This window comes from Novosphingobium sp. AAP93 (assembly GCF_001296055.1).
Lineage (GTDB): Bacteria > Pseudomonadota > Alphaproteobacteria > Sphingomonadales > Sphingomonadaceae > Novosphingobium.
Map to the genome: position 1 here is coordinate 75,688 of NZ_LJHZ01000134.1, position 13,238 is coordinate 88,925.

At 65.4% G+C, this 13,238-nt stretch carries 11 protein-coding genes; 4 read left to right on the forward strand and 7 right to left on the reverse strand.

Features of this window, described 5'->3' with window-relative positions:
- Positions 1-69 precede the first annotated feature (69 nt).
- Both IP83_RS18915 and IP83_RS18920 read right to left on the reverse strand, forming a co-directional pair.
- Positions 70-1,200 carry an acyl-CoA dehydrogenase family protein gene (locus IP83_RS18915; RefSeq protein WP_054123789.1) on the reverse strand — a complete coding sequence of 377 codons (1,131 nt, stop codon included), beginning with the start codon at positions 1,198-1,200 and terminating at the stop codon, positions 70-72.
- A 61-nt stretch (positions 1,201-1,261) separates the two neighbouring features.
- Positions 1,262-2,455: an acyl-CoA dehydrogenase family protein gene (locus IP83_RS18920; protein WP_054123790.1), complete on the reverse strand. Its 1,194-nt coding sequence runs from the start codon at positions 2,453-2,455 to the stop codon at positions 1,262-1,264.
- A gap of 370 nt (positions 2,456-2,825) precedes the next feature.
- Between IP83_RS18920 and IP83_RS18925 the strand changes: the two genes are divergently transcribed.
- Entirely contained in the window at positions 2,826-5,255 is a 2,430-nt protein-coding gene (locus tag IP83_RS18925; protein ID WP_054123804.1) for a TonB-dependent receptor domain-containing protein, read from the forward strand.
- Between the two features lie 244 nt (positions 5,256-5,499).
- Positions 5,500-6,501, forward strand: coding sequence for a LacI family DNA-binding transcriptional regulator (locus tag IP83_RS18930; RefSeq protein WP_054123791.1), 1,002 nt, complete (start codon positions 5,500-5,502; stop codon positions 6,499-6,501).
- On the opposite strand, the gene IP83_RS18935 is transcribed toward IP83_RS18930, so the two are convergent.
- The 5 genes from IP83_RS18935 to IP83_RS18955 form a co-directional block, all read right to left on the reverse strand.
- Complete coding sequence (locus IP83_RS18935) at positions 6,494-7,360, reverse strand: ROK family protein (RefSeq protein ID WP_054123792.1); 867 nt, start codon at positions 7,358-7,360, stop codon at positions 6,494-6,496. The two genes, IP83_RS18930 and IP83_RS18935, sit on opposite strands and share 8 nt — an antisense overlap.
- Positions 7,357-8,496 carry a glycoside hydrolase family 68 protein gene (locus IP83_RS18940; protein WP_054123793.1) on the reverse strand — a complete coding sequence of 380 codons (1,140 nt, stop codon included), beginning with the start codon at positions 8,494-8,496 and terminating at the stop codon, positions 7,357-7,359. The genes IP83_RS18935 and IP83_RS18940 overlap by 4 nt, the downstream gene beginning before the upstream one ends.
- A gap of 41 nt (positions 8,497-8,537) precedes the next feature.
- On the reverse strand, positions 8,538-9,878 hold the full coding sequence (locus IP83_RS18945; protein ID WP_054123805.1) for an MFS transporter: 1,341 nt from the start codon (positions 9,876-9,878) through the stop codon (positions 8,538-8,540).
- A gap of 177 nt (positions 9,879-10,055) precedes the next feature.
- Entirely contained in the window at positions 10,056-11,000 is a 945-nt protein-coding gene (locus IP83_RS18950) for a carbon-nitrogen hydrolase family protein (RefSeq protein WP_054123794.1), read from the reverse strand.
- A 43-nt stretch (positions 11,001-11,043) separates the two neighbouring features.
- Complete coding sequence (locus tag IP83_RS18955) at positions 11,044-11,646, reverse strand: uracil-DNA glycosylase family protein (protein WP_231625137.1); 603 nt, start codon at positions 11,644-11,646, stop codon at positions 11,044-11,046.
- Positions 11,647-11,703: 57 nt separating this feature from the next.
- Here IP83_RS18955 and IP83_RS18960 point away from each other — a divergent pair, with 57 nt between their 5' ends.
- Together IP83_RS18960 and IP83_RS18965 are read left to right on the forward strand one after the other, a co-directional pair.
- Positions 11,704-12,447 (forward strand): SDR family NAD(P)-dependent oxidoreductase, encoded by a 744-nt coding sequence (locus tag IP83_RS18960; protein WP_054123796.1) that lies wholly within the window; start codon positions 11,704-11,706, stop codon positions 12,445-12,447.
- A gap of 1 nt (position 12,448) precedes the next feature.
- Positions 12,449-13,045, forward strand: coding sequence for a 2-hydroxychromene-2-carboxylate isomerase (locus tag IP83_RS18965; protein ID WP_054123797.1), 597 nt, complete (start codon positions 12,449-12,451; stop codon positions 13,043-13,045).
- Positions 13,046-13,238 lie beyond the last annotated feature (193 nt).

A 13,238-nucleotide genomic window follows, 5' to 3' on the forward strand; every position in this document is an offset into this window, starting at 1 on the left:
GCCGGAAAGCTTGGGCACCCCTCCCCAACCCCTCCCCGAGCGGGGAAGGGGCTTTAAGGGGCAGTTGCGTTACGCCGCCAGCGTCAGATCCTCGAACCGGCCAAGGTGGAAGTCGGCCGAGCCGAACTGGTTCTCGATCATCGTGCCGCGCTTGAAGTAGTGGCCGATAGCCAGTTCCACGGTGATGCCGATGCCGCCGTGGGTCTGGATCGCGTTCTGCCCGACGAAGTTGATCGAACGCGCGACCTTCGCCTTGGCGAGGCTTACCGCCGCCTTGCGCTCGTCCGACGGCAGATCGAGCTTCAAGGTGCCCATCAGCGCCATCGAGGCGATCTGCTCCACCTCGATGAAGATGTCAGCCATGCGGTGCTGCAGCACCTGGAACTTGCCGATCGGCTGGCCGAACTGCTTGCGCTGCTTGATGTAGTCGAGCGTGCCCTCGTGCAGCTTGCGGCTCACCCCGCAGGCTTCGCCGCAGATCGCCATGGTGGCTTCGTCCGCCAGCAGTTCGATCAGGTCGATGCCGCCCGGGATATGTGCATCGCCCGGGATCGCGACGTTCTCGAAGTAGACTTCGCTCGCCTGGAAGCCGTCGACGCAAGGGTAGTCGCGCCGCACGATGCCGGGCAGGCTGGCATCGATCAGGAACAGCTCGACGCCCTCCCGCTCGCGCTGGCTCCCGCCGGTGCGCGCGGTCACGAGCAAGTGCGTCGCCCAGGGCGCGGCATAGACCACCGCCTTGTGGCCCGAAAGCACATAGCCCGCGCCGTCCGCCTTCGCGGTCGTGCGGATATTCGCCAGGTCATAGCGGCCCTGCGGCTCGGCATAGGCCCAGGCGATCACGGCATTGCCCGCGATGATCTCCGGGATCACTGCATCGGCCATGGCGGCAGGGGCGCGCTTCATCGCACCGCCGCCGATCACCACGGTCTGGAGATAGGGCTCGACCGCGATGACCTTGCCCAGCTCTTCCATCATGATCATGTTCTCGAGCGCGCCGCCGCCAAGGCCGCCATGCTCTTCGGCAAAGGGCGCGCCCAGAATGCCAAGCTCGGTGGCGAGCGCCTGCCAGATGCCCGGATCGCGGCCCTCGGGGCGCAGCAGCATCTTCTTGCGCGTCTCGAAATCGTAGGTGTCGGCAAGGAAGCGCGCGAGCGTGTCACGCAGCATGCCCTGCGTTTCGGTGTAGCTGAAATCCATTGTCCTCAAATCCCGCTAAAGGGCCGCCGCGGCACATGCTGCGCGGCGGCCTCATGTCAAATCAGAGCCCCAGCACCATCTTGGCGATGATGTTGCGCTGGATCTCGTTGGAGCCACCGTAGATCGTCGTCTTGCGGGTGTTGAAATAGGTCGGCGCGGCGCGGTGCGCGTAGTCCGGACCGATCGGGTGCTCGTTGTCGCCTTCCCCGAAGCCGCGGAAGTAGGGCGCGCCGTAGTGGCCCACCGCTTCCAGGGTCAGCTCGGTCAGGCGCTGCTGGATTTCCGAACCCTTGATCTTGAGCAGGCTCGATTCCGGCCCCGGGCCCTTGCCGGCGCTCTCACCAGCGAGGCTGCGCAGTTCGGTGAACTCGAGCGCGGTGAGGTCCATTTCCAGCTCCGCGATCTTTCGCTTGAAGAAGGCGTTGGCGATCAGCGGCTTGTCGCCGTCCATCTCCGCCCGCGCGATGGTCTTCACCTTCTCGATCCCGCGCTTCGAAGCAGCGACACCGGCGATCCCGGTGCGCTCGTGCGCCAGCAGGAACTTGGCGCAAGTCCAGCCCTTGTTCTCTTCGTAGACGCGGTTCTCCACCGGCACGCGCACGTCTTCGAGCCAGACTTCGTTGACTTCATGCTCGCCGCCCAGCGTGATGATCGGGCGCACTTCGATGCCCGGCGTCTTCATGTCGATCAGGAGGAAGCTGATGCCTTCCTGCTGCTTGGCATCGGGATCGGTGCGGACGAGGAAGAAGCCCCAGTCGGCGTGCTGCGCCATCGTCGTCCAGGTCTTCTGGCCGTTGACGACATAGTGATCGCCATCCCGCACCGCCTTGGTCCGCAGCGAGGCGAGGTCGGAGCCCGAACCCGGTTCCGAGTAACCCTGGCACCACCAGTCCTCGCCCGACAGGATGCGGGGGAGGAACCTGGCCTTCTGCTCGGGCGTACCGAAGGTGTAGATCACCGGGCCGACCATCGAGAGGCCGAAGGGCATCAGGCGGATGCAGTCCGCGCGCGCGGTCTCCTCGGACCAGATGTAGCGCTGCGTCGCCGTCCAGCCGGTGCCGCCGTATTCCACCGGCCATGCCGGGGCGACCCAGCCCTTCTTCGCCAGCACCTTGTGCCACGAGAGGAAGTCTTCCTTCGAAAGCTCGTCGCCTTCGTCCTGCTTGCCGCGCAGTTCGGCCGGATAGTTCTCGGCGATGAACGCGCGCACCTCGTCGCGGAACGCGAGGTCCTCGGGGCTGAACTCAAGATCCATGATGCTCTCCCTTTATATTCAGGGCCTTGAAGGCCGCGAAACGACGGGACTCGGCGCGCAGCCACGCATCCGGTCTCCTGTACCCTCCATCCTTCCACTTTACGTAAACGTCAAGAGGGGCGTTGGTCTACGGAGTATCGGAGCGCTTGCAGAGGGCAGTCGATTCAGGCGTGACATGGAAGACACAGGTTTGCCGTTCCCGTGCTAAACTTGATTCAATCGCTTGCATTACACCTTGCAGATGCTCCGCTCATTTGCGAGTGGAGCGCAAAGAAAGCGCATCGATGGCTCGATTCGCTGCCGACGTTGGCACAAAAGTGCACGCACAAGGGAGAGACCTGTGAAGCAGACGTTCAATTCTTATCGCGCGATTCAATCGTGTGCATCAGTCCTCGCACTCGCCGTCGCCGGCCTTGCCGCGCCTGCCTGCGCTGAAGATGCTGCTGCCACCGCCGCCGAAGCACCCGCCAGCGATGCCGAGATCGTCGTCACCGCCGTCGCTCGCAGCGCCAACAAGCTCGACAGCTCGGTCTCGGTCAGCTCGCTCAATGCCGAGACGATCGCCGCCGCCGCGCCGCGCTCCGCCGCCGAACTGTTCCGCAGCCTGCCGGGCATCCGCTCGGAATCGTCGGGTGGTGAAGGCAACGCCAACATCCAGGTCCGCGGTATCCCGATCTCGACCGGCGGTGCCAAGTTCCTCCAGCTGCAGGAAGATGGCCTCCCGATCCTCGAATTCGGCGACATCGCGTTCGGCAACGCCGACATCTTCCTCCGCGCCGATTTCAACGTCGCCCGCGTCGAAGCGGTCCGTGGCGGCTCGGCCTCGACCTTCGCTTCGAACTCGCCCGGCGGCGTGATCAACCTGATCTCGAAGACCGGCAACCAGGAAGGCGGCTCGATCCAGGGCACCGTCGGCCTCGACTACGGCGAATATCGCATCGATGCCGATTACGGCGGCAAGCTGAGCGACACCCTGAGCTACCACGTCGGCGGTTTCTACCGCGTCGGCGAAGGCCCGCGCCGTGCCGGTTATGATGGCAACAAGGGCGGCCAGATCAAGGGCAACATCACCAAGACCTTCGACGGCGGCTTCTTCCGCCTGAACTTCAAGTACCTCGACGACCGCGCCATCGGCTACCTGCCGAGCCCGGTCCGCGTGACCGGTACCAATGCCAACCCGAAGTACGAAGCCCTGCCGGGCCTCAGCCCCAACAACGACACCATCCACAGCGCCTTCTTCACCCGCGCGGTGACGCTCGATGGCCAGAACAACCGCCAGGTTGACGACATCCGCGACGGCATGCGCCCGCTCGTGAAGTCGATCGGCTTCGAGACGCAGTTCGACGTCGCTGATGGCTGGACCGTCAACGACAAGTTCCGGTACGCCAATATCTCGGGTGGCTTCAACTCGCCGTTCCCGGCGGGCGCGGACACCATTGGCAACCTTGCCACCGGCATCGGCGGCGCGGGCGCAACGGCGGTCTTCGCCAACGGTCCCAACGCGGGTCAGGCCGTCCCCGCCGGCGCCTATGCGATCAACATCGTGCTGTTCAACACCAAGCTGCGCAGCCTCGACAACATCACCAACGACCTGAAGATCAACCGCAAGTTCAATCTCGGCAGCGGTTCGCTCGATCTCACCGCCGGCTTCTACAAGTCGCGCCAGACGATCAACATGGACTGGCTGTGGTCTTCCTACCTGCTCGAAGCGAAGGGTGACAACGCCGCGCTCATCGACGTCCGCAACGCTGCCGGCGCGCTCCAGACCGATGGCGGGCTCGTGTCGTACGGTGCCTCGTTCTTCGGCAACTGCTGCCGCCGCACCTACAACCTCGATTTCGATACCAACGCGCCCTACTTCGCCGCCAGCTACAATAGCGGCAAGTTCACCGTCGACGGCAGCTTGCGCTACGACGCCGGCAATGCGCGCGGCTATGTCGCGGGCGACGGCCCTGTCGTGCCGACCGATGTCGATGGCAACGGCGTGATCTCGGTGCCGGAATCGAAGACGACGATCCTGCCGCTGAATGCCCAGCGCCCGGTCAACTACAACTACAACTACTGGTCGTACTCGTTCGGCGCCAACTATCGCCTCGCGAACGATCTATCGGTCTTCGCGCGCTACAGCCGCGGCGGCCGTGCCAATGCCGATCGCTTCGTGTTCGGCGGCAACACCAGCCCGACTTCGGGCGCCCTGCTCCCCGGTGCGCGCCCGGTCGACTTCGTCCGCCAAGCCGAAGCGGGTGTGAAGTACCAGTCGGGCGGCCTCGCGCTCTATGGCACCGCGTTCTGGGCCAAGACCGAGGAACAGAACTACGAAGCGACCACGCAACGCTCGAGCGCCAACACCTACCGCGCCTATGGTATCGAACTCGAAGGCGCCTACCGCATCGGCGACTTCTCGCTGAACGCGAGCGGCACCTGGACCAATGCCAAGATCATCAAGTCGCTCGACGCGACCGTGATCGGCAACCGTCCGCGCCGCCAGGCCGAGTTCATCTACCGCTTCGCGCCGACCTACAACACCGATCTGTTCTCGATCGGCGGCAGCGTTGTCGGCACGACCTCGAGCTACACGCAGGACAGCAACCTGCTGAAGCTGCCCGCCTTCGCGCAGGTCAACGCCTTCGTCGCGGTCCGCCCGCTGAAGCGCGTGCAGGTTTCGATCAACGCCAACAATCTGTTCGACACTTTCGGCTTCACCGAGGCCGAAGAAGGCGCGATCCCGGGCAACGGCATCGTCCGCGCCCGCTCGATCAACGGTCGCACGATCTCGGCTTCGCTCAAGCTCGACTTCTGAGCCGACGCCGGACCGCAAGGTCTCCAGTCCCCCGGGTGCGCCAGTCTGCATCCGGGGGATTTTCTTGTTCGATCCGCGCAGGCGAGGGAAACAAACTTGTCTCGAGGTTACCCTCCCAAGTGGTCTTCGCGATTATCCTGTGGCATGGGACTTGTCCGCCAGCAGCGGAAGTCGGAGCAGACGTCGCGATTGATGCCCGCTCCGTCTCCGCCTGAAGACATTGATTTGCCATGACGCTTTCTCGATGACCGGGCCCAAGACCCTCAAGGAGCTTGCCGAACTGGCGGGCGTCACCAGCGGCACGGTCTCGCGCGCCCTGTCGGGCTCGAACCTCGTCACGCCCGCCACGCGCGACATGATCGTGGCGCTCGCCCGGCAACATGGCTTCACGCCCAACGCGACCGCGCGCAACTTGCGCATGCGCAAGACGAACACGATCGGCGTGGTCATCCCGCTCGGCCACGAAGTCCGCCAGAACATTTCCGACCCGTTCTTCATCACGATGCTGGGCCTGCTCGCGGACAAACTGACCAACCGCGGCTACAGCCTGCTCCTCTCGCGCGTGGTGCCGACCGACGAAGACTGGCTGCTCAAGCTGGCGCGTTCAGGCCAATCGGATGGCATCATCGTGATCGGCCAATCGGACCAGTCCGCCGTGCTCGACCGCGTGGCCGAGCTCTATCGCCCACTGGTTGCATGGGGCTCGCACCTTGCAGGGCAGGCGCATTGCTCGGTGGGATCGGATAACTTCCGCGGCGGGGCGCTCGCCGGTCAGCATCTGGTGGAGCGCGGTTGCCGCAACGTGGTGTTCTTCGGCGATCCGCGCGCGATTGAGATCGGTCAGCGCCTCGAAGGCTGCCAATCCGTGATCGCTCGTGCGCCGGGCGTGGAGTTCAACGCTGTCCCCACGCACCTCGTCGCCGATGAAGCCCAGAGCGAGATTGCCAAGTACTTCCGATCAAAGGTCAATCGCCCGGATGGTGTCTTCGCCGCGTCGGACGTCATCGCCGTCACCGCCATGCGCGTACTCGCCGAGCAAGGCTTGTCAGTTCCCGGCGACGTGAAGGTGATCGGGTACGATGGCTTGCCGCTCGGCGAGCACACGATGCCTCCGCTCACCACGATCGCGCAGGATCTGGAGCAGGGTGCGGAAAACCTCGTCAACAGCGTGATCCAGCGCATCGCGGGGGAGGAGATCCATTCGGTCATCCTCCAGCCGCGCCTGCTCATCCGCGAATCTACCTGAGCGCGAGGGCCAGCGCGCCGAGCAGCCCGGCATTGTCACCAAGGCCCGGCGGCACGATCAGTTCATCGATCTTGCCCACGGTATAACCGCCGTTCGCCGCCAGAGCCTCGACCCGGATCAGATCGAGCAGACCTTCCGTCGCGGTCACGCCGCCGCCGAGCACGATGCGAGCCGGTTCCATCACCGTCTGGAAGGTCGCCAGCGCGCGACCGATGTACCAGGCGATAATGCCCTTGCCCGGATGACCGGCCGGCAGTTCCGAGAGCGACATGCCCCAGCGCGCGATCACCGCCGGACCACAGGCGAGGCCCTCAAGGCAATCGCCGTGGAAGGGGCAGGTTCCGGCGAAATCGAGGTCCACAGGATGGCGCGGCATGCGGATATGGCCCATTTCCGGGTGCGAGAGGCCCTGAAGCAACTGCCCGCCGCTGCAGAAGCCGCCGCCGATTCCCGTGCCGATGGTGAGGTAGAGCACCGAGCCGAGTCCGGCCCCGGCACCCCACAGCGCTTCTGACAAGGCGGCGCCGTTCACATCGGTATCGATCGCAACGGGCACGCCGAACCGCTCGAGTAACGGCTCGATCAAGCTCGCACCGCTCCAGTGCGGCTTGGGTGTCGCCCGCACGCAGCCAAAGGCGGGCGAGGCGGGATCGAGATCGAGCGGCCCGAACGAGGCAATGCCGAACGCGGCATAGTCCACGCCCTGCGCCGCAAACCACTCCAACGCCGAGCCCAGCGTTTCAGCCGGGGTGGTCGTGGGAATGCGTTCCCGGGCGTAGATTGTACGCTCAGCATCGGCGACCCCCAGCACGAATTTGGTGCCGCCCGCCTCGATCAGGCCATAGCGCGCCGTGCTCATGCCGCGACTTCCGCGCGCGTGCCGTCGAGAACGAGGCAGAACACCGGCGCCGGCACCCCGGCAAAATGCGCTCGCCGCCACGCCGCGTCGCCATGGTTATTGCCCTTCAGCGAGTTGGGATAATCGACAAAGCCGTGCACGGTGAGCTCGTGCGTCACCCACCAGCTATAGGTCTGCACCGGCGCTTCCTCCGGATTGCCCGCGACCAGCCCGCTGTCGTTGAGCGGCAGCCACGGCCCCTCCATGCTTTCTGCCACCATGCCATAGAGCCCGTTGGGACCGTTGGGCACGCCCGGCGCGAAGACCTTCCGCTGGGTCGACCAGAACAGGTAGTATCGCCCGGCGTGAAACACCACGTGGGGCCGCTCCTGCTCGTTGTTAAGCCCATCCGCGCTCAGCAACGGCGGCAGCACGGCCCAGCCGTCATTCTCTTGTCGCAGCAGGCCTATGCAGCCATTCCAGTCGCTTTTGGCGTCCTGCAGCGATCCGGTGAACAGCAGATAGTTCGAGCCATCCCTCGGATCGCGAAAATGGGCCGGATCGCGGAAGCCCTTGATAAAGCCGGGCACGCCCTGCGCGGCGGTCACCAGCATGTAGTGCGGTATCGGCCCTCCCGCGATCTCGCGCGGCGCGGTCCAACCCTCGATGGCAAACGTGGTGGCGTCACCGGCCAGCGTGCCGGTCGTCTCGAACATGCGCTGGATGAAGGTCCTGGGTTCCTCGCCGCGCAGGCCCGATGCGGTCCAATACAGCGTCACCGCGCCTGTCTCGGGATCGTAGAGCGCTGACCCGGCCCATTCGCGACTGCCGGGATTGAGTTCATCGGGCAGGGCATTGCCGTGATCGCGCCATGCGCCGCCGCGCTCGGCCATCAGGCGGATGCGCACGATATCGTGCCGCGCTTCCGGGTCTTCGCCAGCCGGGGCCGAGAGCACGAACCACAGCGTCCAGCCATCGACCACCGCAGTGCTGCCGTCGGCCAGTTGCAGCGGCCAGAGGTCCCACAGATCGAAGCCCGGCAGCGGATGGTGCAGTCCTGCGCCTTCGACGAGCGGTATCTCATGGCAAGGCGAGATCCGCAGCGCGCGCAAGTGCTCGCTGGTCCAGAGCGCAGTGGGAGAAGCGAGAACGGGCATGAAATTCGGTCCTGACGGAATAAAGGTTTTGCGAAGGGAATTCAGGCCGCAGCCAGTCCGGCCGCCCGCCGCGGATCGGGCACGCGCAGCATGGTGATCGCTCCCATGACCAGCAGCACGCCGGCAAAGGTCAGCGCATTGCGGGGGTCCGCGCCGAGCAGGTGGTTGTAGATCCAGCCGAAGGTGACGCCGTTGATCAGCATCGGGATCACGATCATCATGTTGAAGATGCCCATGTAGACCCCGGTCCGCTCAGGCGGGATCGAGCCTGCAAGGATGATGTAGGGGTTGCCCATTATGCTGGCCCAGCAGAAGCCCAGCGTGACCGCGATCAGCAGCAGCGGGGTATGGCTGCCAAGGTCCGGCATCGCCAGCGCGGTGAACAAGACGCCGGGGGCACTGGCCGCGCTCGATACGTGTGCCAGCGCCAACATGCCCAGCCCGCCAGCCGCAAGGCACGCCATGTGCACCCGCGATGCGCCCAGCGCGCGCGAGATCGGCACCATCGCCAGCGCCGCGACAAAGCCGACGAGGTTGTAGAACGCGCCGAGCTGCTGCGTGGTCAGCACTGCCGCGCGGAAGGCTTCGCTGCTCTTGTCGGCGGTATCGTAAATCGAGCGCCCGATCGAAAGCGAACTGTACGACCAGTAGATCGAGAAGCCGTACCATTGGAAAAGGCTCATCCACGCCATCGAACGCATTGCCTGCGGCATTTCCACGATGGCGCGCCCGATCTCGCCCAGCGTCGCCCCGGCGGAGCGCGGTGCGGCGGCGATGCGGGCCTTCTCGTCCTCGCTGAGCGGCAGTTCGGGCACGCGCCAGATCGACCACACGATCGTGGTGATCGACAGCACCGCGCCGATCATGAACGAGATATGCGTGATCGTCGGGATATTGTGCGCATCCACCGCATTGCGGTCGATTCCCACCCAGTAGACGAGGATCGAGGGGGAGAGGAACGCCAGGCACTGGGCAAGGCCGGTAAACGCGCTCTGGCTCAGATAGCCGATCTCGTGCTGGCTCTCGTCAAGCCGGTCGCTGACGTAAGCTCGGTAGGGCTCCATCGTGATGTTGTTGCCGGCATCGAGCAGCCACAGCAGGCTCGCCGCCATCAGCAGGCTCGACGAGAAGGGCATGAACAGCAGCCCAAGACTGCACATCACCGCGCCGAGCAGGAAGTAGGGTGTGCGGCGACCGAACTTCGAACTGGTGCGGTCCGAAAGCGCGCCAACCAGCGGCTGGATGAGGAGGCCGGTCATCGGCCCCGCTAGCTGCAGGATCGGAAGGTTCGATTCGTCGGCGCCGAGCCATGAGTAGATCGGCACCATGTTGCCCTGCTGCAGGCCGAAGCTGAACTGCAGGCCGAGGAACCCGAGGTTCATCTCGATCACGCGTGCAAGCGAGAGGATCGGCTTGTGTTTTGCCGCACCTGGTGTGCTCGACTTGGGCTTGGTCAGGTCCAACGGCTCTCTCCCGCACGACTCTCGAAGGAGCCTTATCCGACCCGCTTACCTCAAGATTTGCCTTGATTCAATCGAGTGAATCAATTGCACATGCAATCACGCTTCCTCGTCCTGCCAAGCCACTGCCGGCTTTGCCCGGCGGTCGACGGTGAGGCGGAACACGTCGGGCCGGGAATAGTGGCCGACCGGGTCGAAATCATAGCGGGCACGGGCAGTTTCGGTCGGGTCGATATCGGCATAGAGCACCGTCTCGCCGCTGTAGTCCGGCCCTGCCAGCACTTCGCCGAGCGGTCCTACGATCAGGCTGCCGCCACGCATCAACACTGTCTCGGGATCCTCGCCCAGCACGCATTCCTGCCCCTCGGGCACATCGCGCCGCCGCAAGAACTGGCAGGCGGAAAGCACATGGCAGCGCCCTTCGAGCGCGATGTGGCGCATCGTCGAAACCCAGCCGTCGCGGTCATCCGCGGTGGGCGCGCAGTAGAGCGTCACGCCCTGCCCATACATCGCCATGCGCAGCATCGGCATGTAGTTTTCCCAGCAGATCACCGCGCCGACGGTGCCCAGCGCGGTTTCCACGGCGGGGAGGGTGGAGCCATCGCCAAAGCCCCATACCAGCCGCTCCGCCGCCGTCGGCATCAGCTTGCGGTGGTGCGCCATGGTGCCGCGCTCGCCGTCGATGATAAGCGCGGTGCAATAGAGCGTCGAGCCCAGCCGCTCGATCACGCCGATCACCACGATCATGCCCGCCGCGCCCGCCGCCTCGCGCACCAGCGCAATTTCCGGCCCGTCCAGCGCCACCGAGGCCGCGAAGTACCGCGCATAGGCTTCGCGGCCTTCGGGGAAGCGCAGGCCAATCGGCGCGCCGAACCGCGCCCCCTTGGGATAGCCGCCGATGAAGGCCTCCGGAAACACCGCCAGCCGCGCGCCCGCAGCTCCGGCTCCGGCGATCAGACTGGCGGCCTTGGCAGCGGATGCGCCGCCTCCGGCCGGATCGGACGCCGCCTGCACGACAGCGGCGCGAAAGGGTGTGGTGCTCATGCCTTCAAGCTAGCACGCCTCGGCTGGCGCGCGAGGTGCAAACTTATCCGATCCGCGCTGCAACGGCCGCGCGCAATTCGGGCAGGATATCCGCTTCGAACCACGGGTTGTCTCTCATCCACAGCACGCTGCGCCAAGCCGGATGAGGCAGGACAAACACGTCAGGCGAACCACTGCCCCGCCGCACGCGTTCGGCCAGCTTCCCCTTGCCGGGCGCATAACGGGCGTGGGCATAAGTGCCGATCAGCAGCGTGAGCCTGTCCGGCGGCAGGACCTCCAGCGCCCGTGCATGCCACAGCGGCGCGCATTCGGGGCGGGGCGGCATGTCTCCACCGCTGGCCTTGCCCGGATAGCAGAAGCCCATCGGCAGCATCGCGACTTTGCCGGGATCGTAGAAATCCGCCTCGTCGATCCCCATCCAATCGCGCAGCCGCCGCCCGCTGTCATCGTCCCACGGCACGCCGCTGTCATGCACCTTGCGCCCCGGTGCCTGCCCGATCAGCACCACGCGCGCACCGGCCCCCAGTTGTACGACTGGACGTGGCGGATGCGCCAGCTTCTCCGCGCAGACCCGGCAGGCGGCGATTTCGTCCAGCAGGGGGCCTACGTGGTCCATCCTTGCCTTGTCGCCGATCCTTGTCCGCATTGCCAGCCGCCCGTCCCGCAAGCTACGACAGTGCCAGAAGCAAAACGGGGGAGTGCCATGAACGAACTATCGCCCGCTGGCGTCTGCCTCGTCATCGGCGCCGGTGATGGATTGGGCGGAGCCATTGCGCGGGCTTTTGCGCGCACCGGCCTCACCGTCTGCGTCACCCGCCGTGCCCGCCACCTCGATCAGCTCGAAGCGCTCTGCGCCGAGATTCGCAGCGAGGGCGGCACGGCGCATGCCTTCGGCGTCGATGCCCGCTCCGAGGAGGAGACCGTCGCTTTGTTCGACAAGATCGAGCGCGAAATCGGCCCCATCGAAGTCGCCGTGTTCAACATCGGCGCCAATGTCCGTTTCGGCATCCGCGAGACGACAGCCCGTGTGTTCCAAAAGGTGTGGGAAATGGCCTGCTTCGCCGGGTTCCTGACAGGCCGCGAAGCCGGGCGGGTGATGGCGCCGCGGGGGCGGGGCACGATCCTCTTCACCGGTGCGACCGCCTCCTTGCGCGGCGCTGCCGGGTTTGCCGCCTTCGCCGCCGCCAAGCATGGCCTGCGTGCGCTCGCCCAATCGATGGCGCGCGAACTTGGCCCCGAAGGCCTCCACGTCGCCCACGTCGTCTGCGACGGCGCCATCGACGGCACCTTCCTGCGCAGCCGCGTGGAGGATGTCGCCCCGCTGCTCGCGGAGGATTCCGTGCTCAAGCCCGAAGATGCCGCACAGGCTTTCGTCTGGCTGCATCAGCAACCCCGCTCGTCATGGACGCACGAGCTTGACCTTCGCCCTTGGCAGGAGCGCTTCTGAAATGCCCAAAACCATCGAGTTCATCTTCGATTTTGTCAGCCCCAACGGCTACCTCGTGTGGCAGCCGCTGCAGGAACTCGCCGCCCGCAAAGGCGCGACAATCACGCTTACCCCGGCGCTGCTCGGCGGCATGCACAAGCTCACCGGCAATGCTCCGCCGTTCATCCGCGACGCCGATGTGAAGGGCAAGAGCGCTTACGCCCAGCTCGAAATGCAGCGCTTCATCGTCCGCCATGGCCTGACGAAGTTCCGCATGAATCCGGCCTTCCCGTTCCGTTCGGTCGATCTTCAGCGCCTGCTGCTCGCCGCGATCGATCTCGGCTGCGGAGAGGCCTTTGCCGAAGCCTTCCTGCGCGCGATCTGGGAAGACGGGCTCAACCCGGCTGACACGACCGCCGTCGACGCCGTCATCGCCGCAGCAGGTCTGCCCGCCGCTGCGCTGGCAGAGGGTGCCCAGTCCGCCGAGGTCAAGGACCGCCTTGCCGCGAACACGCAGAACGCGGTGGATCGCGGGGCGTTCGGCATCCCCACCTTCTTCGTCGATGGCGAGATGTTCTTTGGCAAGGAACGCCTCGGCCAGATCGAGGAGTTGTGCTAGCCGTTTTGGTCGCGGAGTTTGATGGTGCACGATCCATGCAACGAGCAAAGGCTGTGCTATCGGACAGGTTTGGAGACCGTCTGGTCGACGGCAGCTAGCTCGTTCAACCGGTTCTATGGCTGCCTGCCCTAGATCAAGATCCACTCTGCGCCGAGGTTGCCGAGGTTTCCGCCGCCGATGATGGCGGTGTCGT

Excerpts from the sequence above, each read along its gene's own strand:
- IP83_RS18915 (WP_054123789.1), bottom strand. The coding sequence starts at position 1,200 with ATGGATTTCAGCTACACCGAAACGCAGGGCATGCTGCGTGACACGCTC.
- IP83_RS18920 (WP_054123790.1), bottom strand. The coding sequence starts at position 2,455 with ATGGATCTTGAGTTCAGCCCCGAGGACCTCGCGTTCCGCGACGAGGTG.
- IP83_RS18930 (WP_054123791.1), top strand. The coding sequence starts at position 5,500 with ATGACCGGGCCCAAGACCCTCAAGGAGCTTGCCGAACTGGCGGGCGTC.
- IP83_RS18935 (WP_054123792.1), bottom strand. The coding sequence starts at position 7,360 with ATGAGCACGGCGCGCTATGGCCTGATCGAGGCGGGCGGCACCAAATTC.
- IP83_RS18940 (WP_054123793.1), bottom strand. The coding sequence starts at position 8,496 with ATGCCCGTTCTCGCTTCTCCCACTGCGCTCTGGACCAGCGAGCACTTG.
- IP83_RS18945 (WP_054123805.1), bottom strand. The coding sequence starts at position 9,878 with ATGAACCTCGGGTTCCTCGGCCTGCAGTTCAGCTTCGGCCTGCAGCAG.
- IP83_RS18950 (WP_054123794.1), bottom strand. The coding sequence starts at position 11,000 with ATGAGCACCACACCCTTTCGCGCCGCTGTCGTGCAGGCGGCGTCCGAT.
- IP83_RS18955 (WP_231625137.1), bottom strand. The coding sequence starts at position 11,646 with ATGCGGACAAGGATCGGCGACAAGGCAAGGATGGACCACGTAGGCCCC.
- IP83_RS18960 (WP_054123796.1), top strand. The coding sequence starts at position 11,704 with ATGAACGAACTATCGCCCGCTGGCGTCTGCCTCGTCATCGGCGCCGGT.
- IP83_RS18965 (WP_054123797.1), top strand. The coding sequence starts at position 12,449 with ATGCCCAAAACCATCGAGTTCATCTTCGATTTTGTCAGCCCCAACGGC.